The organism is Herbaspirillum sp. Her3, from assembly GCF_057961275.1.
In genome coordinates this window covers 312,104-336,146 of sequence record NZ_CM176328.1, presented here as the reverse complement: position 1 = coordinate 336,146, position 24,043 = coordinate 312,104, and the positions used below count along the sequence as shown (strand labels likewise).

The following is a 24,043-nucleotide window of genomic DNA, read 5'->3' as shown; positions in this document are numbered from 1 at the left end:
CGGTCACGCGAGCGGTTCAACGTCCATCAATCACATGCCGACGTCACTTTCGATTCCATCACGAAGGCGACTTCTGCGTGGCCGCAGCGGGCTGCACCGTATCCTCGTTCCAACCTCCGCCCAGCACCTTGTAGAGCGTGATGCGATTGCTCTGCTCGGTCAGGCGCAGCGAGATCAGGGTCTGCTGTGCCGAGTACAGCGTGCGCTGCGCCACCAGGGTGGTGAGATAGCTGTCGATGCCATTCTTGTAGCGTGCCTCTGACAGACGGAACGCCTTCTCGCTGGCGGCCGTGGCCTTGCCCTGGGCATCCAGTCGCTGGTCCAGCGTGGCGCGCACGGCCAGGGCATCGGCCACTTCGCTGAAGGCGGTCTGGATAGCCTTCTCGTAATTGGCCACGTCGATGTCGCGGGTGATCTTGGCCGAATCCAGGCTGGCACGCAGGCTGCCGGCGTTGAAGATGGGCAGGTTGATCGACGGCACGAAACTCCAGCTGCCGCTGCCGGGCTTGAACAGGCCACCCAGCGTGCGGCTGGCGGTGCCGCCGTCGGCGGTCAGCGTGATGCTGGGGAAGAAGGCCGCGCGCGCCGCACCGATGTCGGCATTGGCCGACTTCAAGGTATGCTCGGCCGCCAGCACGTCGGGACGGCGCAGCAGCACCCGCGAAGGCAGTCCGGCCGGGGTGGCGGGCAAGACGCTGGCCGTGTCGGGCAATCCCGTGGGCAACAGCGAGGCATCGACGTCGGCCCCCACCAGCAGGCGCAGCGCATTGATGTCCTGCGCGACCTGGCTGGTGTAGCTGGCCACGTCGGCGCGGGCCGATTCCACGGTGGCTTCCTGGCTGGCCAGGTCGACCCCGGAGACGGTGCCGATGTCATGGCTGCGCTGGCTCAGCTCATAGGTCCGCGACTGGCTGGCATAGGTGTCCTGCGCCAGCTTGAGCAGGTCGCGGTCGGATGCCAGCGTGAGCCAGGCCGTCGCCACTTCGGCGACCAGGCTGATGTGGGTGCTGCGGCGCGTCTCGACCTGGTATTGATAGGTTTCGAGTGCGGCATCGGAGAGATTTTTCAAGCGCCCGAAGAAGTCCAACTCATAGGCGCTCATGCCCACCGTCAGGCTTTGCTGGTGCGATACCGTGGCCCGGCCGGTGCTGGACAAATCCGCCGGCGTGCGGCTGGCGGTGCTGCTGCCGGTGGCGGAGATGGACGGATAGCGGTCGGCATCGGTGATGCGATATTGCGCGCGCGCCTTCTCGATGTTCAATGCGGCCACGCGCAGGTCGCGGTTGTTTTCCAGCGCGGCGGCAATCACCTTCTGCAGGCGCGGATCAAGGAAGAACTGGCGCCAGCCCAGCTGGTCGGCATCGGTCTCGTTGGAGGCCTGGCCCACCTTGCCGGTGGCGCTGACCACCGTCTTGCCATCGACCTGCTGCGTCCAGCCGGACGGCACCGGCGCGGCCGGGCGGGCGTAATCAGGTTCGAGATTGGCGCAACCTGCCAGGGCCGCCGTCAGCGCCAGAATCATGGCCGTGCGCGGCCACAGGGCGGATGGGTGTTGTGCGGGACGGTTCATCACACGCCCTCCTTTTGCATCGCGTGATCGTCATCCTGGCGAGGTTTCTTGGCCGCGCGGCGGTCCAGCCAGGTACCGATCAGGTAGTAGAACAAGGGCACGAAGAAGATGCCCAGCATGGTCGCCGAAAGCATGCCGCCCAGTACGCCCGTACCGATGGCGCGGCGGCTGGCCGAGCCGGCGCCGGTGGCCACGGCCAGCGGCAGCACGCCGAACATGAAGGCCAGCGAGGTCATCAGGATCGGGCGCAGGCGCAGTTGCACCGCCTCCAGCGTGGCATCCCACAGGCTCTTGCCGGATTCGTGCAACTGCTTGGCGAATTCGACGATGAGGATCGCGTTCTTGGCCGACAGACCCACGGTGGTCAACAAGCCGACCTGGAAATACACGTCGTTGGACATTCCGAAGATCCCCGTCAGCAGCACGGTCCCGATGATCCCCAGCGGCACCGCCAGGATCACCGCGAACGGCACCGACCAGCTCTCATAGAGCGCGGCCAGGCACAGGAACACGAACAGGATGGAAATCGCATACAGCATCGGCGCCTGGTTGCCCGAGAGACGCTCCTGGTAGGACGATCCGGTCCACTCGAAACCGATGCCGGCCGGCAGTTGCGCAGCCAGCTTTTGCACTTCGGCCATGGCGGTGCCGGAGCTCACGCCGGCTGCGGGTTCACCGACGATTTCGAAGGAAGACACGCCGTTGTAGCGCTCCAAGAGCGACGGACCATAGGTCCACTTGCTGGTCATGAAGGCCGAGAAGGGCACCATCTGGCTGGCCGAATTGCGCACGAACCAGCGGTTCAGGTCGTCGGCCTGCATGCGGAAGGGCGCATCGCCCTGCACATAGACCTTCTTGACGCGGCCATTGCTGAGGAAGTCGTTGACGTAGGTGCCGCCCATGGCCGTAGCCAGTGCGGCGTTGATGTCCGAGGTCGCCACCGACAGGGCATCAGCCTTGCGGTCATCGATGGCCACGCGCAACTGCGGCGTGTCATCCAGGCCGGTCGTGCGCACGTTGGCCAGCATCGGACTGGAGCGCGCTGCCCGCAGGAACTGATCGCGCGCCTTGAGCAAGACATCATGGCCCACGCCACCGACGTCCTTGAGTTCGAAGTCAAAGCCCGAACTCTGGCCCAGGCCGCGCACCACCGGCGGATTCATCAGGAAGACGCGGGCACCGCGGATCTTGGACAGATCGGCATTGGCACGGCGTACCAGTTCGGACGCCGACTGCCCCGCGCCAGTACGCTCGCCCCAGTCCTTCAAGCGGATAAAGGCGCGGGCGCTGTTCTGGCTGTTGCCACCCACGCCGGAGCCGACGATGGCGAGCACCGATTCGACCGATTCGGGCTTGTTCAGGAAATAGTCCTGCACGGTCTTGACCACCGTGGCCGTCTGTTCGGCAGTGGCGCCCGTGGGCAGCTGGATCTGCGCCATCAGCACGCCCTGGTCTTCTTCCGGCAGGAAGGAGGTGGGCAGGCGCATGAACAGCACCGCCATCGCCACGGCAATGAGCGCATACATCAGCAGACCGCGCTTGCCGCGCTTGAGCAGGCCGCCCACGCCGCCCCGGTAGCGGGTGGCGTTGCGGTCGAAAGTACGGTTGAACCAGGTGAAGAACTTGCCCTGCTCTACGTGCCCGCTCGCATGCGGCTTGAGCAGGCTGGCGCACAGGGCCGGGGTCAGGGTCAGCGCCACCATCACCGACAAGGCCATGGCCGAGACGATGGTGATGGAGAACTGGCGATAGATCACCCCGGTGGAGCCCCCGAAGAAGGCCATCGGGATGAACACCGCCGACAGCACCATGGCAATGCCCACCAGGGCGCCCGTGATTTCCTGCATGGACTTGCGCGTAGCCTCCTTGGGACTGAGCTTTTCCTCGCTCATGAGGCGCTCGACGTTTTCCACCACCACGATGGCATCGTCCACCAGGAGCCCGATGGCCAGCACCATCCCGAACATGGTCAGGGTATTGATCGAGTAGCCGAACATGGCCAGGATGCCGAAGGTCCCCAGCAGCACCACCGGCACCGTGATGGCCGGAATGAAGGTGGCGCGGATGTTCTGCAGGAACAGGTACATGATCAGAACGACCAGCACGATGGCTTCGAGCAGGGTCTTGACCACTTCTTCCAGCGACACGCGCACGAAGGGCGTGGTGTCATAGGCGATATGGGTCTTCAACTTCATGGAGGCCGGGAAGTAGGGCTCCAGCTCGGCCATCTTCTTCTTGACCGCATCGGCCGTGGAGAGCGCATTGGCGCCCGTGGCCAGCTGGATCGCCAGGGCCGATGACGGCTTGCCGTCCTGGCGCGAGGCCGTCTGGTAGCTTTCGCCACCCAGTTCCACCCGCGCCACGTCCGACATCTTCACCACCGAACCATCCGAAGACGACTTGACGACGATGTTGCGGAATTCCTCAGCCGTAGTCAGCTTGCTGCGGGCGGTGATGGTGGCGTTGATCTGCTGCCCGGGCTGGGCCGGCAGCGCACCGATTTCGCCAGCCGAGACTTCGGTGTTCTGCGCCTCGAGCGCGCTGGTGATGTCCGAAGGCATGAGCGCGTACTTCTGCAGCTTGGCCGGATCGAGCCAGATACGCATCGCATAGTTGGTACCGAACGCGGTCACATCGCCTACACCCGGAACGCGGCTGATCTGGTCGGTCAGGCTGCTGCTGATGAAGTCGCCGATGTCGATGCTGGTGATGCGCGGATCGTCCGAACTCAGCGAGAGCACCATCAGGATGTCGGTCGAGGCCTTGGTGACCGTCACGCCATTGTTCTGCACCGCCTGCGGCAGACGGGCCGTGACCTGCTGCAGCTTGTTCTGCACCTGCATCTGCGCCACGTCAGGATTGGTACCTGCCGTAAAGGTCAGCGTGACAGTGGAGGTACCGGCCGAACTGGAACTGGCGGACATGTATTGCAGGTTGTCCAGGCCCTTCATCTGCTGCTCGATGATCTGGGTCACCGAGTCTTCCAGGGTCTTGGCCGAGGCACCGGTATAGGTGGCCTTGATGTTGACCTGCGGCGGGGCGATGTTGGGATACTGTTCCAGGGAAAGAGAACGGATCGACATCATGCCACCCAGCATGATGATGATGGCCATGACCCACGCGAAGATGGGCCGGTCGATAAAGAAACGTGCCATGTGCGCCTCGCTTACTTCGACTGGGCGCCGGGAGCAGCAGCGGTTCCCGCGCCGGCAGCCTTGTCTGCAGCCCCATCGGCAGCCTTGCCGGCGTCACCGCCCAGCGACGGATCAGCGGCGGCAGCGGCGGCTTCGCGCGCCAGGTCCTTCTGCAGGCTGTCGGTGATGTCGATGGCACGCGGGCTATCGCCGGCGCGTACCTTCTGCAATCCATCGACGATGAGCTTGTCGCCTTCCTGCAAGCCCTTGCTGATCCACCAGTTGTTGCCCACGGCGCGCGCCACGGTCACCACGCGCTGCTGCACCTTGCCATCACTGCCCACCACCAGGGCGGTAGCAGCACCGGTCTGGTCGCGACTGATGGCCTTCTGCGGCACCAGCAGGGCATGTTCGTCCACGCCCTCTTCCAGTACCGCACGCACGTAGGCGCCCGGCAGCAAGACGCCATCCGGGTTGGGAACCACGGCGCGCAAGGTGATCATGCCGGTGCCGGTATCGACCGAGAGACCGGTGAATTCCAGCTTGCCGGGGTGATCATAGGTGGAGCCGTCTTCCAGCAGGATCTTGACCTGGGCCGCGTTGGCGCCGCTCTTCCTGATCTGGCCGCTGGCCAGTTCGCGGCGCAGGCGCAGCAGGTCCACGGTGGACTGGGTAACGTCCACATAGATCGGATCGATCTGTTGTACCGTGGTCAGGGCCGTGGTCTGGCTGGCCGTCACCAGGGCGCCGGGCGTGACGGTGGATTTCTCGATGCGGCCCGAGATCGGCGAGAGAATCTTGGTGTATTGCAGGTTGATGGCGGCGGTCTGCACGGCGGCCTTCTGCACTTCCACATCGGCCTGGTTCTGGCGCAGGGTGCTTTGGGCGTCATCGTTGTCCTGCTTGGCGACGGCGTCGATCTTGTTCAGTTCGGCGTAGCGCTCGGCCTTGAGCCTGGATGAAGCCAGGGTAGCCTCGGACTTGAGCAACGATGCCTTGGCGCTGTCATAGGCGGCCTGGTAGCTGGCCGGATCGATCTGGTACAGCGGCTGGCCGGCCTTGACCAGGCTGCCTTCCTTGAACAGGCGCTTCTGGATGATGCCGCCCACCTGGGGACGGATGTCGGCTGCCAGGTAGGCCGTGGTACGGCCGGGCAGCTCGGTGGTGAGCGCCTGGCGCTGCGTCTTGACGACCACGTAGCCGACTTCGGACTGGGCCGCCGACTTGGGCAGGTCGCCCGATTTGGAGCAGGCGCCCAGGACAGCGACCATCATCAAGGACAGCACCAGGCGCGCTGCGGTGGAGGAACGGCGCCCGGCGTGGCGCGGAGTGCTTGCAATATGGGGCATGATCGGGTGGCTTTCTGCCCGTCCGCAAGCCGCCATGGGCAAGGGTTCCGGGCGCAATGAGCTATCGGACCTACGATGATGTACAACAAATGTGAGGGAAAAATGAGCAAGCATGGCCGTATGCCTGCCCTGCAACATCCACGGCTGATCCGGCAGGATATGGCCCACCGCGCGCCGGGTTCTTGTTAAGCTTTGCCTGATTCCACCGACCGCCTGCTGCTGCACCACCATGTCCATCGTCCACTCCATCGCGGAGCTGTCTGACCGCTTCTTCTATCGCGCCAACATTCGCCTGAAACTCTTCTATGCGATGCTGGCGCTGATCGTGGCGGTGATCGCGGCCATCAACGGTGCCGGCCACTACATCTTCAACCGCGACTTCCTCGGCTACCTCAACGAACAGGCCCAGCAGCGCATGGAAGACATGGTGCCGCGCCTGGAGCTGGCCTACCGCGAGCACGGCAGCTGGGATTTCATTCGCGGTAATCCGCGCCTCTGGTTCGAGCTGATGAGACCGGCCATCGTCGAACACATCGGCGTGGTCACCAAACCGATGCCCCCCATGACGGCCTCCGACCTGACCGGTGCGACTCTGCGTTTTTCCCTGCTGGACGCCAGCCGGCAGTTCGTGATCGGCTACCCCAACGTCGGCCCCGACGCTCGCCTGCGGCCCCTGCTGCAGGATGACGTGATCGTCGGCTGGGTGGCGCAGACTCCGTTTGAAAGCGTGATCGGTTCCATCGACCTGCGCTTCCAGCAGAGCCAGTTCCTGGCCCAGCTCATCATCGCGGTGGTGGCGGTGATGCTGGCGGCCTTCCTGGTAGTGCGCATCTCGGGCGTGCTGACGCGGCCGCTGACCCGCGTGGCGCGCGCCACGCACCGGCTGGCCGGGGGCGATTACGCGATCCGGGTGGAAGTGGAATCGGGCGATGAAGTGGGCATGCTGGCGCAGGACTTCAACCAGCTCGCCATGACGCTGGAGCGCAATGAGAAGCTGCGGCGCGAATTCATGGCCGACGTCTCGCATGAACTGCGCACACCGCTGGGCATCCTCAACGGCCAGCTGGAGGCGCTGGAAGATGGCGTGCTGCAACCCGATGCGCAGACGCTGCACTCGCTCAAGAGCGAGGTGGAGCATCTCAACAAGCTGGTGGGCGACCTTTACGATCTCTCGCTGGCCGATGCCGGCGCGCTCACCTATCGTCACGCCGACATCGACCTGGCCCCGCTGCTGCGCGACAGCGCGGCGATCTACGCCGAGCGTTTCAGCCAGCGCGGCATGCACCTGACCACCACGCTGCCCGCCACCATGCCGGTCCATGCCGATGGCGCGCGCCTGCAGCAGCTGTTCAACAATATTTTCGAAAACAGCCTGCGCTATACCGACAGCGGTGGCCGCCTGCAGGTGCATGCCCATCTGCTGCAACAGCACTGGCACCTGGTCTTCGATGACAGCGAACCGGGCGTGCCGCCTGAGGTGATGGCCCGCCTGTTCGAGCGCTTCTTCCGGGTCGAGTCCTCGCGCAACCGCGCCAGTGGCGGCGCCGGGCTGGGCCTGGCGATCTGCCGCCGCATCGTCGATGCGCACCAGGGAACCATCGGCGCGACCGCTTCGCCCCTGGGGGGCCTGCGCGTGTCGGTGGTCTTGCCGGCGCGGCTGGATGGCGAGGGAGAATCCGCATGAACCGGACCACCGACAATTTCCGGTTCGCTCCACCGGCCTCGGCCAATATCCTCATCGTGGAAGATGAACCCAAGCTGGCCGAGCTGCTGCAAAAATACCTGGCAGCGGCCGGCTACACCGCGCGCCACGTGGGGCGCGGCGATGCGGCGCTGGATGCGGTACGCGCGCAGCGACCGGACCTGATCCTGCTGGACATCATGTTGCCGGGAATGGATGGCTGGGAAATCTGCCGTCAGCTGCGCACCTTCTCGGACGTTCCGGTGCTGATGCTCACAGCACGTGCCGAGGAAGAAGACCGCTTGCGCGGACTGGAACTGGGGGCCGACGACTACATCGGCAAGACACCTTTTTCACCGCGCGAGATCGTGGCCCGGGTGAAATCCATGCTTCGCCGCAATGCGCTGGTACAGCGCGCCACGCAGACGCAGCAGCCCATGCAGACGGCCTCGCCCCTGGTCATCGACGAAGCGCGCCACCAGGCCAGCGTGCGCGGCGAGCCACTCAACCTGACACCGCTGGAACTGCGCCTGCTCAAGACCTTCGCCGCAGCGCCGGGCCAGGTCTTCTCGCGCGATCAGTTGCTCAATCATCTGCACAACGACGACCGCTTCGTCACCGACCGCGCCATCGATACCCACATCAAGAACCTGCGGCGCAAGCTGGAGCCTTTCTTCCCGGGCCACAATGCGATCCAGGCGGTGTATGGCGTGGGGTACTGCTTCGAACTTCCGCAGGAGTAAGCGTTTGCGGCTTGCGTTGCCGTTCAGCGCTGGATCTTGAACACGCTGACCACCTGCGACAGCCGTCCGGCCTGATCCTGCAAGGACTGCGCCGCAGCGGCCGCCTCTTCCACCAGGGCCGCATTCTGCTGGGTCACTTCATCCATCTGGGTGATGGCGCGATTGATTTCCTCGATGCCGGTGCTCTGTTCGCTGCTGGCCGCACTGATCTCGGCCACCACGTCGGTCACGCGCTTGACGCTGGCCACCACCTCACTCATGGTGGTGCCGGCACGCTCGACCAGCTGACTGCCGGCGCCGACCTTTTCCACGGAGTCATCGATCAACTGCTTGATCTCCTTGGCGGCGGAGGCCGAACGCTGCGCCAGCGAGCGCACTTCCGACGCCACCACGGCAAAGCCGCGGCCCTGCTCGCCGGCACGCGCCGCTTCCACCGCTGCATTCAATGCCAGGATGTTGGTCTGGAAGGCGATGCCGTCGATCACCGTGATGATGTCAGCGATGCGGTTGGAGCTTTCGGTAATGCCCTCCATGGTCTGCACCACCTGGCTGACCACCTGGCCGCCCTGGCTGGCCACGTCCGAGGCCGAAGCGGCCAGCTGGTTGGCCTGGCGCGCATTGTCGGCGTTCTGCTTGACGGTGGCCGTCAGTTCCTCCATCGCCGAGGCGGTCTCTTCGAGGGAACCGGCCTGCTGTTCGGTGCGCGAGGACAGGTCGAGGTTGCCGGTCGCGATTTCCTGCGAGGCCGTGGTGATGGCATCGGTGCCATAACGCACCTCGCTGACGATCTTGTGCAGGCTGTCGTTCATGGCACGCAGCGAGTGCATCAGCATGCCGGTTTCATCCTTGCTGTCGGTACGGATCTCGACCGTCAGGTCGCCCTGGGCCACGCGCTCGGCCACGTTCACGGCTTCGTTGAGCGGACGCGACACTGCGCGCGCCACCGCCAGGGCCAGTGCAAAGGCAATCACCACGATGGCCGCCAGCAATCCGATGATCCAGGCGCGTGCAGCATTGAAGACATCGGTGGCGGTCTGGTCCGAACGCTGGGTGCCTGCGTCATTGATCTTGACGATCTCATCCATGTTTTCCAGCATGCTGCGGAAGGTCTTGTTGGACTCCCCCTTGAACATGGCGCGGGCGTCTTCTTCCTTGCCGGCGCCGGAGATGTCGGCGAGCTTCTTGTCGATCTCAAGGTAGCTGGCGAAGCTCTTGGAAAACTTGTCGTAAGCGGCCTTCTCTTCCGGCTCAGAAATCTGGGCCTCGTAAGTGGCGCGCTGCTTGGCCAGGATGTCCAGGCGCGTCTTGATGGCCTTGATGGCATCTTCCCGCTCGGCCGGCGTGACCGCCGTGATCATCTGCAATTCGGAGATGCGCATGCGCGGCAGCGACGCCTGGATCGCCTGCGCCGCCTTGATCGTGGGCAGCCAGTTGGTGGCCATGTCGGTGGAGGCCTGGTTCACCGCGCCCAACTCGCGGATGGCGAAGATACCCAGGATCACCGTCAGGACGATGACGGCGGCAAAGGAAAGAATGAGCTTCTTGGCGATCTTCAGATTGTTGAACCAGTTCATGTCTGCCTCGATGTTCTTGCTGTGTTGGATTTCACAACTGATTCTAGGCAGGTCAGGAAGCCGCCATATCGCTGATTACACGGGCGTTTACGGGGCAATTGCCCTGCTGGTGGCACCAGCCTGACAGCACCGTCAGACTCGGCCGGTCAACTGGTCAGGCCACCATATCAGTCATTCCCCTGCGGCGATAAACTTGGTGATTGCACAATCCTCGTACCGGCCGCTGACCGTTCATCCGCCTCGGCCTGCCGGCGCCCATGCCAGTCCCCGCCGAGTGCCTTGATGAGAAACACCGACACCAACAAGCGCTGGCCCATCAATTGCGCCGCCTGGCGCTCGCTGTTGAGCAGGGACTGTTGCGCGTTGATCACATCCAGATAGGGCGTTGCGCCGCCCTCGTAGCGGCTGTTGGCGATCTCCAGCACGCGACGCGCACTGGCGATGGCCGATTGGGCCTGGCGGTAGGCCCGGTCCAGCGAGGCGATGCCGGTGATGCCGTCTTCCACCTCCTGCATGGCCGTCAGCACGGTGCGGCGATAGCTGGCCACGGTGGCGTTGTAGCCGGCCTGGCTGAAATCCACGCCAGCGCGCAGGCGGCCGCCATCCAACAGACTTTGCGATGCCGATACACCCAGCGACCAGAGCACGCTGGGCGCATTGAAGAGCGTAGCCCAGTTGCGGCTATCGACGCCGTAGCCCGGCTGCAGCATGAAGCTGGGATAGAAGGCCGCGCTGGCCACGCCAATCTGCGCATTGGCGGCGGCCATGGCGCGCTCGGCGGCGGCCACGTCGGGGCGGCGTTCCAGCACGTCGGAGGGCACGCCCAGCGGAATTTCCGGCAGCGCGATGGGCGCCAGCGACGGAGCCACGCGGAACATCGGCGCGGGCGTGCCGGTCAGCGTGGCGATGGCGTGTTCATATTGCGCACGCTGGCGGCCGAGAATGTCAACCTGGGTCAGGGTGTTGTCCAGCAGCGCTTGCTGCTGGGCCACGTCCAGACCGGAGGTGGCACCCAGATCGTGGCGCGCACTGGCCAGTTCCAGCGCCTGGCGCTGCAGGGCGATGGCCCGCTGCACCACGTCCAGCTCGACGTCCAGCTCGCGCAGGTTGAAGTAATTGCTGGCCAGTTCCGCGCTCAGCAGCAGGCGGGTGTTTTCCAGGTCGGCGGCCGATTGCTGGGCCGAGGCGTTGGCCGCTTCCACCGAACGCCGCACCCGCCCGAAGAAATCCAGTTCGTAACTGACATTCAAGCCCAGCGCGAAATCATTTTGTACGGTGGCGTAATTGGGCGAGTTGTAGTTGGTCAGGGGCCGGTTGGCCGAAATGCGCCCGCGTGCAGCGCGGGTACTGATGCCGACCTGCGCGGATTGCCCCGCAGTGGCTACATCCAGCTGCGCGCGTGCCTGGGCCAGCCGCGCAGTGGCGATGGCCAGGGTCTGGTTGCCGGCCAGGGCCTGCTGTTGCAGGGCATTGAGTTGGGCGTCGTTGAAGCGCTCCCACCAGGGGCCGCGCGGGGCGGCGTCCTGCGGCTGCATGGCGCGCCACGGTGCTTCCGGCGTCCAGGCGGCGGGCATGTCGACCTGGGGCCGCACGTAATCGGGACCGCTGGCGCACGCGGCCAGCAGCAAGGCGCTGGCCAGCGCAAGCGCCTTGCTGTGCGGGCGGTGCAGGCTCATAAGGCAGCCTTCCTGTCCTCGGGCTTGGCAGGCTTGGCGGACTTGTCCTGGGGCTGGTCCAAGGTGGGCTCCACCTGGTCGCCTTCAGCCAGGGAGTCGGAGGGATTGAGGATCAGCTTCTCATTGCCGCTCAGGCCCTCCAGCACTTCCACGGTGAGCCCGAAATTGCGGCCCAGCCTGACCTTCTTCAGGCGCACCTTGTTCTGATCATCCACCGCCGCCACCAGCGAACCATCGCGCCGGAACATGAGCGTATCGGCCGCCACCAGCAGCGTGCCGCTGGGCTTCAACGGCAACTCCACCTGCACGAAGGCACCGGGCAACAGCGCATTGTCGGCGTTGGAGAGCGTCACCTCGATCTGCATCGAGCGCGTGGCCGGATCGATGGAGCCGGCAGTGCGTGCCACCTTGCCTTCGAACTTGCGCCCGCGCAGCTCGGCCTGGGTCACCGTCACCTGCTGGCCAGGCTTGACCAGGTTGGCATAAGCCTGCGGCACGTTCACATAAACACGCAGCGGATCGGTCTGCGACAGCACGAACAACGCGCGGCCTGCGCCCGGATCGATCAGATCGCCCACGTCCACGTTGCGGCGCGTGATGATGCCCGAGAACGGCGCCACGATGCGCTTGAATCCTTCCACCTGGCGCAAGCGCTCGACGTTGGCGTCGGCCGCCGCCAGGTTGGAACTGGCCTGGGCGAAGGCGCTGCGGCGTTCATCGAGTTCCTGTTGCGAGACTGCATCCTTCTTGCGCAGGGCTTCCCAGCGCGCCATCGAACTCCTGGCCAGCTCCAGGCTGGAAGCGGCCTGCTGGCGCGCAGCCAGGGCTTGCGAGAGCTGCTGGTCGATCTCGGGCGTATCCAGTTCAGCCAGCAGATCGCCCTTCTTCACCTGGGCGCCGATGTCCTTGGTCCAGCGCTTGAGGTAGCCGCCGGAACGCGCCGAGATGGGCGATTGCACGAAGCCCTGCAAACTGCCCGGCAAGGCCAGCGTCTGGCCATCGGTACTGCTGCGGGCCGGCGCCACCCGCACGAAGACCTTGGCGCGTTCGGCCGTACCGGCCTCCAGCGCGCGGGCGTTGGCGGCGCGGCTGATGAGGGTGCGTGCGGCCCCGGCGGCCAGCAGCACCAGGACCACCAGCAGCACGACTTTGGCGCGCTTCATCATCTGCTGGCGCTGTTGCGGCTCGCCCTCGGAAAGAGGGTGGATGCCGAGTTCGGAATGACGGTCATGCGACATGGTTCAAGACTCCTGATGCGCGGGCCCGCCCGCCAGTGCGCGGCGCTTGTCGGCGCGGCGGGCCAGTCTCTGATGCACGCCGGCAAACACCACCGGCACGAAGAACAAGGTCGATACGGTAGCCAGCAGCAGGCCCCCGATCACGGCGCGCCCCAGCGGCGCGTTCTGCTCGGCCCCCTCGCCCAGGCCCAGGGCCATGGGGATCATGCCGATGATCATCGCCAGCGCCGTCATGAGCACCGGACGGATACGGGTGGAGCCCGCTTCCAGGGCGGCCGCCAGCGGCGTGGCCCCGTCCTCGCGGCGCTGCCGGGCGAAGGCGACGATCAGGATACTGTTGGCCGTAGCCACGCCCATGGTCATGATGGCCCCGGTCAGGGCCGGCACCGACAGCGTGGTGCCGGTGATGAAGAGCATCCAGGCGATCCCCGCCAGCGCCGCCGGCAAGGCAGCGATGATGATGGCCGCATCGATCCAGGACTGGAAGTTCACCACCACCAGCAGGTAGACCAGCACGATGGCCATGGCCAGGCCCACGCCCAGGCCGATGAAGGAAGACTGCATGGTTTCCACCTGCCCGCGAATGACCACCTGGCTGCCGCGCGCGAGCCTGGGCTTGATGTCCTCCACCAGCCTGGCGACCTTGCCCGCCACGCTGGCCAGGTCGGTGCCCTGCACGCTGACGTAGACGTCGATGGCCGGCGAGATGTTGTAACGCGAGGCCACGGCCATCTGGCGTCCTGCGTGCACATCGACCAGGTTGCCCAGCAACTGCGGTGGCGTGGTGGCATTGGCCCCCGCGCCCACCGGGATGTTGAGCAGCGCATCGAGCGAATCAACCTGGTATTGCGGCGACTGCACCGCGATGCTGTAGACCACGCCATTGTTGGGATTGAGCCAGAAGGCCGGCTGCGTCTGCGAGCTGCCGGACAGCGCAATCAACAGGTTCTGCCCGACGTTGGAGGCCGACAGGCCGAACTGCTGCAGGCGCGTGCGATCCATGCGCAGGTCCAGCGAAGGGCCATCCAGGCGCTGGTGCACGTGGGCATCGACCGCCCCCGGGATCTGCCGGATCTGCTTGGTCAGCTCGGCGGCCAGGCGCGCATTGGCTTCCATGTTGGGACCGGTGAACTGCACGTCGATGGCCGCCGGCAGGCCGAAGTTGAGGATCTGCGTCACGATGTCGGCCGGCTGGAAGAAGAATTCGATGCCGGGGAAGCGGCGCGGCAACTGCTCGCGCAACATCGCCACCAGCGCTTCGGTGGGCCGGTGGCCTTCCTTCAATGCCATCAGGATTTCGCCATCGAGGGTGCCGATGGTGCCGGCATTGCTGTAGGAGAGATTGATGCCGGAATTGGGCACGCCCAGGTTGTCGAGGATGGTCTCCAGCTCGGAGGCGGGAATCAGGGACCGGATGACGCGCTCAACCTCATCGGCTGCACGCGCGGTTTCCTCGATGCGGGTGCCGGTGGGCATGCGCATGTGCAGGCGGATCTGGCCACCATCCACATTGGGGAAGAAGTCGCGCCCGAGGAAGGGATAGAGCAGGCAGGACAGCAGGCAGAAGCCCAAAAAGCCCAGCGCAAAGCGGCGCCGGTGCGCCAGCAGCGAGGACAGCACCAGCGTATAGCCATGGCGCACCCGTTCGAAGCGGTCGTCGAAGGCGCGATAGAGACGCTGCAACAGGCTCTGCCTGGCGCTGTCGACCTTGCCATGGCTGCCCATGAGCAGCATCACCAGGGTTGGCACCAGCGTGCGTGAGAGCAGATAGGAGGCAGCCATGGCAAACACCACCGCCTCGGCCAGCGGCACGAAGAGGAAACGCGCCACGCCGGAGAGGAAGAACATCGGAACGAACACGATGCAGATGCACAGCGTGGCCACGAAAGCCGGTACGCCGATCTCGCCGGCGCCGACGATGATGGCATCGTGCAGCGGTTTGCCCAGGTGCAGGTGGCGTTCGATGTTTTCGATGGTGACGATGGCCTGGTCCACCAGGATGCCCACCGACAGCGCCAGGCCGCCCAGGGTCATGAGGTTGAGCGTCTCGCCCAGCGCGGCCAGCATCAGGATGGCGGCCATGATGGACAGCGGAATGGTCAGTCCGATGATGAGCGTGCTGCGCCAGTTGCCCAGGAACAGCAGCACCATCGCGGCCGTCAGGCCGGCAGCGATGAGTGCCTCGCTGATGACGCCGGTCACGGCGGCCTTGACGAACAGCGACTGGTCGAACAGGGGCGTGATCTTCAGATCTTCCGGCAGGGTCTGGGCTGCCGTGGGCAGCAGCTTGCGCAGGTTGTCCACGATGTCCAGCGTGGAGGCGCCGCCATTCTTGAGGATCGACAGCAGCACGCCGCGCGCGCCATCCTGGCGCACCACGTTGGTCTGCGGCGAAAAGCCGTCGCGCACGTTGGCCACGTCCTTGAGATAGATGGTCGCCCCATTGCTGGTGCGCACCGGCAGTTCGTTAAGACCCGCCACCGCTTCCGGCGATCCGTTGATCTTGACCGAATATTCGGTGCCGCCAAACTTGGCCGTGCCCGAGGGCAGGATCAGGTTCTGGGTGTTGATGGCATTGACCACATCAATGGGCGAGAGCCCGCGCGACTGCAGCGCCGGGGTGTCGAGGTCGACCGAGATCAGACGCGTCTTGCCGCCATAGGGATAAGGCACGGCCACGCCGGGGATGGTGACCAGTTGCGGGCGTAGCGTCTGCACGGCGCTATCGAAGACGGCCTGCTCCGGCAAGGTGGGCGAGGACAGTGCCAGTTGCATCACCGGGATGCTGGAGGCCGAGTACTTGATCACCAGCGGCGGGGTGATGCCCGGCGGCAGCTGGCGCAATTGCGATTGCACCGAGGCCACCACCTGGGCGATGGCGGTCTGGATGTTGGCCTTGGGCTGGAAGAACACCTTGATCACCGCCACCCCGGCCAGCGATTGCGACTCGATGTGTTCGATGTCGCTGACCACCGTGGTCAGCCCGCGCTCGTTCTGGGCGGCGATGCGCTGGCCCATCTCCTGGGCCGACAGGCCGTTGTAGTTCCAGATGATGGAGACCACCGGGATATTGATCTCGGGGAAGATGTCGGTGGCCATGTTCTTCAGCGTCAATGGCGTGGCCAGCACGATGAGCAAGGCCATCACGATGAAGGTGTACGGGCGGCGCAAGGCCAGCGCGACCATGTTCATGAACTGCGATCCCTGTGAAGCGGGCAGGACCAAACAGGCTGCCCGTGCGGCGCCCGACGTCCCTTCCCGCGATGCATTGTTCTGTCTTGCGCGGCCTGGTGTGCTGCCCCGGTGGCCCGGCCGCGTTCCCTGAGTTGCGATGTCCTGATGCTGCTCGTCGTGCGGTCCGGCGTGCTCCCGAAGACCGTGCGGCGTGGCTATTGTAGCGGCCTCGCGAGGCGCGTGCAGAGGGCTTTTTCGCCGTATTGGTTTCTGACAGAAATGTCAGCGAAACGCTTCTCGCCGGCTGCAAGCACATCCGGAAAAAAGTCCACATGGCGGCCCCGGCAGGAATGCAGGCGCTATGGCACACTGCCCTTCCCTTTCGTTTTTCAGGGTCGGCCCTACGCATCATGGAATTCCTGCGCCAGCGCATCGAAGCCAACGTCCTGTCCATCAGCCGTGGCCCCGGCAGTGCCGATTTCCTGCAGCCCCCGGGCGATCCTGGCCTGTTCGGTCCGGACTCCGCCGCCTGGCAGGTACACAGCGATTTCACCGCCATGCTGACCGGCGGCGTAGCCGCGCTGCTGCTGCAGATGCTGCATCCCTTGCCGCTGGCCGGGGTGTGGGATCACTCCAACTTCCAGGCCGACATGCTGGGGCGCTTGCGCCGTACCGCGCAGTTCATCGCCGGCACCACCTTTGGCGGGCGCGCCGATGCCGAGCGACTGATCGCGCGGGTCAAGCAGATCCATCTGGGGGTGACCGGCGTGGCACCGGACGGGCGGCCTTATGCGGCCAGCGATCCGGACCTGCTCACCTGGGTCCACGTGGCCGAGGTGCATTGCTTCCTGCAGGGCTATCTGCGTTATCGCGATCCGGATTTCCCGCAGGCGCGGCAAGACCGGTATTTCGATGAAATCGCCCGCGTTGCCGAGGCACTGGGTGCGCGCGACGTACCACGGTCCCATGTGGCCATCGCCGACTACATCGAGCGCATGCGGCCGCAATTGCACTGTGACGAACGCACCCGCGCGACCCTGCAGCTGGTGCTCAATGCACCCGCTCCCAACGCGGTAGCGCAGCCGTGGACACGCCTGATGATGCGGGGTGGGGTGGACCTGCTGCCGCCCTGGGCGCAGGAGATGCTGGGCGTCACACCGCGTGGTCCGGTGCGGCGCGAACTGCTGCGGCGCTCGGTACTCGTGGCCGCCCAGCCGATACGCTGGGCGGTGCGTCATGGGTCGATCCACCTGGCGCGGCAGCGCATGGGATTGCCGCCGCAGCCGTAAGCTGCCATCAGAACACGGCAAAGACATCATCAGCGGATAGCCCAGGTCCTACGGGAGCATCGCTAGCCAGGCGAGGACCGGACTCTTCTGCAATAAGCTGAGAAGCCTCAGGCCAGGTCACGCAATTCATTAGCGATGGCGGCGTCGATCCGCCCGGCTCCCTCCGCAATGCGAATGCTGCGCAGGTAAAGCGTGCGATAAAACGCCAGATCCTCATCGCCCAATGCGGCCACGGACAGCATTTGTTTCATGACGGTGGCGACATCGCCACGCGATACCGGACCGGGCATGCTTGCCGCGACACCAGCGCTCTCCATCGCAGAGATCGTACCGCGCAGCAGTGGCAGCAGCGCACGCAAGGCGGCTTCTTCCGATGCTCCCCATGAGCGCCAGATCCTGATGGCCTCGTCCAACAGGACGTTGACGTACTGAGATGCATACGCCGCTGCCGCGTGATATCGGCCGCGCGCTCCTGCGGGGATACGGTTTACCTCACATCCAAGCAACTGGGCAATATCCGCCAACCGCGCGCCCAAGGCCTCTCCCGCTTCGATGGTCACCACGCAGCCAGGCAAGGTCCGGGCCGCTGTGAGCGCATCGCCAAAGGTCTGCATCGGATGGAAGCCGCCGATATCCGCACCATCGGCAGCGGCCTTGCCGAGCACCGATATCTCGGTGGCACCGCTGCAATGCACGACGCTACTGCCCGGGCGCCAGGAAAGACCCTCGACGGTCGGCGCTATCAGCGCGTCCGGCGTGGTCACGAAAATGAGGTCGCAGTGATCCGCTACCCCCTGTGCGGTGAGTACGCTGCAAGAGCGCATACGCATGGCCGTCTCGGCGGTCCGCGTTACCGAGCGGCTCGCCAGCGCATGGACATTGCCGCCGTGCGACTCCAGGCTCCAGGCGAGCGCCGTGCCAAGACGGCCCAGTCCTATGATGCCGATCTTGAGACGCCTTGCATCAGCGCGAGTGACAAGCGAGGTCATCGCACGATCCCGATGGGTTCTTTCTTCCCGCCTCGGAACGTTGACAGCGTAAGCGCGCCCTGGAGAATATCGCCCTTCTCATCGAAAGCGATCGGTCCAGTCAGCCCCTTGATCTGTACTTTCGACACCTGCGGGAGATAGATGGCCGGATCCGCAGAGCCTGCCTTCATCATCGCGGCCACCAACACATTGACGGCATCGTAGGCGTTGGCTGCATAGAGTTGCACATCCACCCCATACCTCCGTCGGAACTCGGCCTTCCACTCAAGCATCTTTTTCTCGAATTCACCTTCTACGCCTCCGGCCTCTGCGCAGTAGACGACATCGTCCCCCAGGGCATCGCCTGACAGCTTCGCCATTTCACCAGTACACAGGCCATCGCCGCCAAGGAACTTGAGGTTGATTCCGAGGGCCTTCATCTGCCTGAGCATCGGTCCGCCTACTGCATCCTGGCCACCGAAGAAAATGACGTCGGCATGTGCCGCTTTCAATTTGGTCAGGATGGCATTGAAGTCGGTCGACTTGTCGGTCGTGAATTCGCGACCGACGATGCTTGCGTTGGCGGCTTTAGCCGCCTTCTCAAATTCGTCCGCAACACCTTGACCATAGGCACTCCGGTCATCAATGATGGCGATCCTGCGGGCCTTGAGCGTGTTCACGGCAAAGCGAGCCATGGCGCCGCCCAACTGGATGTCGTCTGCCACCAGGCGAAACGCTGTCTTGAAACCCTGGCGCGTGTATTTGGGATTGGTCGAGGAGGGCGATATTTCCGGAATGCCGGCCGCACTGTAGATCTTTGATGCGGGAATGGTGACGCCCGAATTGAAGTGGCCCACGACGCCATTGACCTTCATGTCGACGAATTTCTGGGCGATGGCTGTGCCTTGCTTCGGATCCCCGGCATCGTCTTCCGATAGCATTTCCAGGCGGACCCTGGTCTGCCCGATCACAAGGCCGCTCGCGTTGAGATCGTCAATGGCCATCTTCACGCCCAGCTCATTGTCTTTTCCCAGATGCGCTATCGCGCCGCTCAGAGGCGCAGCAGTCGCGATCCGGACTACCGGGATATCGGCAGCCTGTGCGGGCTTTGCGGAATCATTCGTCTTGCCACATGCCATCAGTAACATCGATACGAGCAACACTGCAGTCCACTTTTTGTCCATGACGTTGTTCACCCGATTGAGGTTGACGAAACACCGTGACGCCCACGAACATCGTCACGGCGACTCTGCCGCTCTCTCAGACCTGTTCCCACTGAATAGCGAATTCGAGATTAAGCGGGAGCAGGCCCTGTGGCAGCGTCAACATTATGGTGAGCAAATGCAGTGCGCCCTTTTACTGAACGGCCGCATTTTATTGAAAAGTGCCCCGGTCTTCGCTTACCGGTCACCTGATGGCGAACGAGGATCTTTTTCTGGCGCATTTTTTGCTTCAGCCAGAAGACGATGACATCCGTTGGAGTCTGTCTATGTTGCCTTCAAAGTGGAAGCGGTACTCGGACTTTTACCGGGGCTCGGTCTACCAGACCTTCCCGCAAGAGCATCTGAGCAGTCCAGGGAAATTGCGATACGACCTGATCAAGGTGCAGCAGGGGCCGCACAACTTCTCTGACCCGGAAGTACCGGAAACGATTCTCGCCTTACCCTATCGTGTGAAGCAGCGCTGCACCTGGCGCTGGTCGATGGCCGGCCGACGCCACGAGGAAGCGGCCGAGCCCGGACGGCTGCTGGTCGTCCCGTCCGGTGTACAAAGTGAATGGGAAATTGATGGCGAGCGCGAGATTCTGATGCTGGTCATTCCCGATGCGACGGTACAGGCGGTGCTCGGCCAGACGCATGGTCGAAGCATCCGCGAGGCTTTCCGCAGGCTCAGCGAGAATTCATGGGAAGACACGTTCCTGAATGTATTACTACACCGGATGTGGAGTTGCGTCTCGGATGGCGCAGCCGCCAGCCGCCTGCTCAGCGACGGTTTACTGATTTCCGCCCTGTCGCAGCTGATGATCAAGGCCGATGCGCCGCTTGAGGCGGATCCGGCGGTGGCGCTGCCGCGCTGGCGGCTCCAGCGGGTGATCAGTTTCGTGGACAACAATATCGACAGGAATCTGAGTCTGGAAGAACTCGCGGCGGCGGCCGGTTTGAGTCGTCGCCACTTTGCCCGCAGCTTCCGCAGCGAGGTGGGCGAAACGCCGCATCGCTGGCTGATGGAGCGCCGACTTGAAAAAGCCAAGACATTGCTCGCCTCAACGGAGCAATCCCTCATTGATATCGCGATGAGCTGTGGCTTTGCCAGCCAAAGCCACTTCTCTACCGTCATGAAGCAAGCCACGGGCATGAGCCCGTACCACTGGCGCCAGCATCGCCGCGATCAGATCACGTCGACACGCCAGCCATAAGGATCCTTGCCTGGCTGGGTATGCAGGCTGGTAATGGCGGCGTGCAGGCGTGCCGTTACTTTTCCGATCCGGCGTGCGCCGACTTCCAGCGTTTGGCCGCGATAGGTCAGTTGACCGATTGGCGATACCACGGCTGCGGTTCCAACGCCCCATATTTCTTCAATGGTGCCGTTGCCAATTCCGGTCATCACGTCGTTGATGTCAATCGGCCGCTCGCTGACCTGCAGTCCCCATTCACGCAGGAGGGCCAGCGCCGTCATGCGTGTGACGCCAGCCAGGATCGAATCGCTGAGGGGCGGGGTGATGATTTCGTTGCCAATTCTCAGCATCACGTTCATGGTGCCGACTTCTTCCAGGAATCTTCGCTCCGTCGAATCCAGCCACAGCACCTGCGTGTAGCCCATCGATTTGGCCTCTTCACTGGCCAGCAGACTAGCGCCATAGTTGGCAGCGGCCTTGGCGGCGCCGATGCCCCCGCGAGCGGCGCGTACATGCTTGTCCGAAACGAGGATGCTGACCGGATTGGCGCCCTCTGCATAGTACGAGCCGACCGGTGACAGGAAAATCATAAAGGTGTATTCGCTGGCCGGGCGTACGCCCATCAGCCCTTCCGTTCCGATCATCGTCTCGCGCACGTAGAGCGCCGTTCCTTTCTGGTGCGGGACCCACCGGCGGTCCAGATCCACCAGCTGAACCATGGCAGCCAACACGCTCTGCGGATCCACTGCGGGCATACACAGCCGGGCCGTCGACTTGTTAATGCGTTCGATATGGTCGAGTGGCCGGAACAGGCGGATCACATCGTCGTCGCAGCGGTAAGCTTTGAAACCGTCGAAGATCGATTGCCCATACTGGATGGCCGCACAGGACGGATGCAGGCTGAGCGGGCCAAAAGGAACAATCCTGTGGTTGTACCATCCCAGGCCCTGCTTGTAGTCCATCAGAAACATGTGGTCGGTAAAGTAGGCACCGAAGGTATTTCCCACGTCCTCTGGTATCGGCTTGGGGTTCAGGCTGGTCGTGATTGGAAAGGGCATGTCATCCTCAGTCAAACTGTGCAAGGGAGATAGGAATGGCTGCCGGTGCCGGAGAAGCAATCGGAGCCTGTTCACATTGAGGCATATTAGGGAGGCAGTGCGCCTTTGGCTTTCATCAACGGGCCCGGCTTTACAGCAGAGAGACATGCTGCGGTGGGGCGCGCCGTCATCTTCGCTTGGACAGGAGCAGGCCGTACTTAAGGATTGAAGGTACGCAGGTAAGCCAGGATGTCATCGATCTGCTTGTCGCTGCCGATCCCCCAGAAACGCATCTTGTTGCCCGGCACGACCTCGCTGGGCGCCTTGAGGTAGGCACGTAGCTTGTCTTCGGTCCAGATGAAACCGGCCGAGGCCATCGCCGGGGAATACTTGAAATCGCTGGTGGACCCGGCCTTGCGCCCGATCACGTTGGTCAGCTGCGGGCCAAAGCCACCGCGTGCCGAGGGGCCCACTGCATGGCAGCTGGCGCACTTGGCAAAGGCCGCACGGCCAGCAACAGGGTCGCCGGCCGCGTTGGCCATCCATGGCAGGCTGGCAAGACAAAGGGCAAACAACAGGTGGGAACGCATGATCGGCTCTTGAAAGTTCTACCCGGGCGGGCGTGCCGGGATTCTAGCGCTGAACCGCCACCTGTGCCGCCCCATGATCGCGCCGCTCCGCCAGCACACCCCACACCAACAGCGCCAGCAGGGCGATGCCGGTCAAGGCCGTGAAGGCCGCGCCATAACCGTAATGCTTGGCCACCACGCCCGCCAGCGCCGGGCTCAGCGCCGCGCCGATGGACTGGATGGTGGTCACCGCGCCCAGGCCGATGTTGATGTGGCCGCTGCCCTGCAGGATGCGCGCCACCGAACCCGGCAAGGCCACACCCAGCAGGCCCGCGCCCACGCCATCGAGCATCTGCACCGGCACCAGCGCCCAGGCCGAATCCCAGACCCCGGCCACCATGCCGCGCAACGGCAGGGCCAGCAGCGCCACCGTGATCAGGAGCCAGTAACCCTTGCGATCGGCAAAGCGGCCTGCGAAGAGCGCCGTGGGAATCATCACCAGCTGCGCCACGATCACGGTCAAGGCGGTATAGAGCGCCGGATCGGCACCGCCGCGTGCGACCACCGACTGGCTCAGCAAGGGCAGCATGGCCGCGTTGCCGAGGTGGAACAGCATCATCGCCAGCGCCAGCAGCATCAGCGGACGCGACCCGGCCAGCACGCGCCAGGTGGAGACCTGCGGCTGGTCCGCAGCACGCTGCGGATCGAGGCCGCGAGCGACATCATGGTCGATGTCCTCGGGCCGGATACGCGAGAGGCACACGAGTGACGCCACCGCCATCACCGCCATCAGCACGAACACCGCCGGCAAGCCCCAAAAATAGCCGAGCGCACCGGCCAGCGCGGCCGAGAAGACGTTGCCGGCGTGGTTCCAGGCCTCATTGCGTCCCAGCTGCGAAGGCAGGCCCTGCTGGCCGACGATGCCCAGCGTCAGGCCGGCAATGGCCGGTCCGATGATGGCGCCGACGATGCCGGTACCGACCTGCGAGATGGCCGTGACGGTGAAGCCCGGCGAGACCAGCAACAGCAGCGAGCCCGTCACCACCAGCACCGAGCCGATCCCGACCACCAGCCGCTTGGCGCGCACCGCATCGGTGAGCGCACCGGCGGGCGTGGTGGCCAGCATGCCGGCGATGCCGCCCAGCGTCATCACGTAGCCGATGTCATCGGCCGCCCAACCGTGGCCCATCAGGAACACGCCCAGGAAAGGACCGAGCCCGTCACGCACGTCGGCCAGGAAGAAGTTCAGCCTGGACAGCCAGGCGATGGAGCCGGCGTTGGCGTTCATCCGATGGGCCCCTTGAAGATGAAGAAGGCACCCAGGCAGATGCAGCCGAAGCCGACCAGGTGATTGATGGTGAACTGCTCACCGAGGTAGAGCACCGAGAAGATCGAGAACACCACCAGCGTGATGACCTCCTGCATGGTCTTCAGTTCGGCGGCGTTGTAGACGGTATGGCCGATGCGGTTGGCGGGAACGGCGAAGCAGTATTCGGCCAGGGCGATCATCCAGCTGACCAGGATCACCAGGTACAGCGGCCGGTTCTCGAACTTGAGGTGGCCGTACCAGGCAAAGGTCATGAAGACATTGGAGACGATCAGGAAAACGATGGGAAGGATTTTTGGCGACATGGTTCTTTTTCTTT

Annotated in this window: 17 protein-coding genes; 4 read left to right on the top strand and 13 right to left on the bottom strand. The window is 64.2% G+C overall.

Annotated features, from left to right (window positions below; translation table 11 throughout):
- Positions 1-58: 58 nt before the first annotated feature.
- The 3 genes from ACVC5H_RS01525 to ACVC5H_RS01515 are packed head-to-tail and all read right to left on the bottom strand — an operon-like array spanning position 59 to position 6,053.
- Positions 59-1,570 (bottom strand): efflux transporter outer membrane subunit, encoded by a 1,512-nt coding sequence (locus ACVC5H_RS01525; RefSeq protein WP_489620662.1) that lies wholly within the window; start codon positions 1,568-1,570, stop codon positions 59-61.
- Complete coding sequence (locus tag ACVC5H_RS01520) at positions 1,570-4,725, bottom strand: efflux RND transporter permease subunit (RefSeq protein WP_489620661.1); 3,156 nt, start codon at positions 4,723-4,725, stop codon at positions 1,570-1,572. The genes ACVC5H_RS01525 and ACVC5H_RS01520 overlap by 1 nt, the downstream gene beginning before the upstream one ends.
- A gap of 11 nt (positions 4,726-4,736) precedes the next feature.
- Positions 4,737-6,053: an efflux RND transporter periplasmic adaptor subunit gene (locus ACVC5H_RS01515; protein ID WP_489620660.1), complete on the bottom strand. Its 1,317-nt coding sequence runs from the start codon at positions 6,051-6,053 to the stop codon at positions 4,737-4,739.
- Between the two features lie 229 nt (positions 6,054-6,282).
- Here ACVC5H_RS01515 and ACVC5H_RS01510 point away from each other — a divergent pair, with 229 nt between their 5' ends.
- Both ACVC5H_RS01510 and ACVC5H_RS01505 read left to right on the top strand, forming a co-directional pair.
- Positions 6,283-7,737, top strand: a complete 1,455-nt coding sequence (locus tag ACVC5H_RS01510; protein ID WP_489620659.1) for an ATP-binding protein — start codon at positions 6,283-6,285, stop codon at positions 7,735-7,737.
- Positions 7,734-8,477, top strand: coding sequence for a response regulator (locus ACVC5H_RS01505; protein ID WP_489620658.1), 744 nt, complete (start codon positions 7,734-7,736; stop codon positions 8,475-8,477). Before ACVC5H_RS01510 ends, ACVC5H_RS01505 begins: the two co-directional genes overlap by 4 nt.
- A gap of 23 nt (positions 8,478-8,500) precedes the next feature.
- Here the strand turns inward: ACVC5H_RS01505 and ACVC5H_RS01500 are convergent, their stop codons facing one another.
- The 4 genes from ACVC5H_RS01500 to ACVC5H_RS01485 form a co-directional block, all read right to left on the bottom strand.
- Complete coding sequence (locus ACVC5H_RS01500) at positions 8,501-10,051, bottom strand: methyl-accepting chemotaxis protein (protein WP_489620657.1); 1,551 nt, start codon at positions 10,049-10,051, stop codon at positions 8,501-8,503.
- A gap of 167 nt (positions 10,052-10,218) precedes the next feature.
- Positions 10,219-11,727 (bottom strand): efflux transporter outer membrane subunit, encoded by a 1,509-nt coding sequence (locus ACVC5H_RS01495; RefSeq protein WP_489620656.1) that lies wholly within the window; start codon positions 11,725-11,727, stop codon positions 10,219-10,221.
- A complete protein-coding gene (locus ACVC5H_RS01490) occupies positions 11,724-12,965 on the bottom strand; it encodes an efflux RND transporter periplasmic adaptor subunit (RefSeq protein WP_489620655.1) in 1,242 nt (413 codons plus the stop codon). Before ACVC5H_RS01490 ends, ACVC5H_RS01495 begins: the two co-directional genes overlap by 4 nt.
- Positions 12,966-12,968: 3 nt before the next feature.
- Positions 12,969-16,157 (bottom strand): efflux RND transporter permease subunit, encoded by a 3,189-nt coding sequence (locus ACVC5H_RS01485; RefSeq protein ID WP_489620654.1) that lies wholly within the window; start codon positions 16,155-16,157, stop codon positions 12,969-12,971.
- Positions 16,158-16,549: 392 nt separating this feature from the next.
- Between ACVC5H_RS01485 and ACVC5H_RS01480 the strand changes: the two genes are divergently transcribed.
- Entirely contained in the window at positions 16,550-17,428 is an 879-nt protein-coding gene (locus ACVC5H_RS01480) for an oxygenase MpaB family protein (RefSeq protein WP_489620653.1), read from the top strand.
- Positions 17,429-17,535: 107 nt separating this feature from the next.
- Here ACVC5H_RS01480 and ACVC5H_RS01475 read toward each other — a convergent pair whose 3' ends face one another.
- Positions 17,536-18,417 carry a Rossmann-like and DUF2520 domain-containing protein gene (locus ACVC5H_RS01475; protein ID WP_338714856.1) on the bottom strand — a complete coding sequence of 294 codons (882 nt, stop codon included), beginning with the start codon at positions 18,415-18,417 and terminating at the stop codon, positions 17,536-17,538.
- Positions 18,414-19,580 (bottom strand): branched-chain amino acid ABC transporter substrate-binding protein, encoded by a 1,167-nt coding sequence (locus ACVC5H_RS01470; protein WP_489620652.1) that lies wholly within the window; start codon positions 19,578-19,580, stop codon positions 18,414-18,416. The genes ACVC5H_RS01475 and ACVC5H_RS01470 overlap by 4 nt, the downstream gene beginning before the upstream one ends.
- A 230-nt stretch (positions 19,581-19,810) precedes the next feature.
- On the opposite strand from ACVC5H_RS01470, the gene ACVC5H_RS01465 reads away from it, so the two are divergent.
- Positions 19,811-20,812, top strand: coding sequence for a helix-turn-helix domain-containing protein (locus tag ACVC5H_RS01465; RefSeq protein ID WP_489620651.1), 1,002 nt, complete (start codon positions 19,811-19,813; stop codon positions 20,810-20,812).
- Here the strand turns inward: ACVC5H_RS01465 and ACVC5H_RS01460 are convergent.
- The 4 genes from ACVC5H_RS01460 to ACVC5H_RS01445 all read right to left on the bottom strand — a co-directional run bounded on the left by ACVC5H_RS01460 (position 20,785) and on the right by ACVC5H_RS01445 (position 24,029).
- On the bottom strand, positions 20,785-21,849 hold the full coding sequence (locus ACVC5H_RS01460; RefSeq protein WP_489620650.1) for a branched-chain amino acid aminotransferase: 1,065 nt from the start codon (positions 21,847-21,849) through the stop codon (positions 20,785-20,787). The two genes, ACVC5H_RS01465 and ACVC5H_RS01460, sit on opposite strands and share 28 nt — an antisense overlap.
- A 197-nt stretch (positions 21,850-22,046) precedes the next feature.
- On the bottom strand, positions 22,047-22,418 hold the full coding sequence (locus ACVC5H_RS01455; RefSeq protein WP_489620649.1) for a c-type cytochrome: 372 nt from the start codon (positions 22,416-22,418) through the stop codon (positions 22,047-22,049).
- Between the two features lie 43 nt (positions 22,419-22,461).
- Positions 22,462-23,685, bottom strand: a complete 1,224-nt coding sequence (locus tag ACVC5H_RS01450) for an MFS transporter (RefSeq protein WP_489620648.1) — start codon at positions 23,683-23,685, stop codon at positions 22,462-22,464.
- Complete coding sequence (locus ACVC5H_RS01445) at positions 23,682-24,029, bottom strand: DMT family protein (RefSeq protein WP_489620647.1); 348 nt, start codon at positions 24,027-24,029, stop codon at positions 23,682-23,684. The genes ACVC5H_RS01450 and ACVC5H_RS01445 overlap by 4 nt, the downstream gene beginning before the upstream one ends.
- Positions 24,030-24,043: the final 14 nt, after the last annotated feature.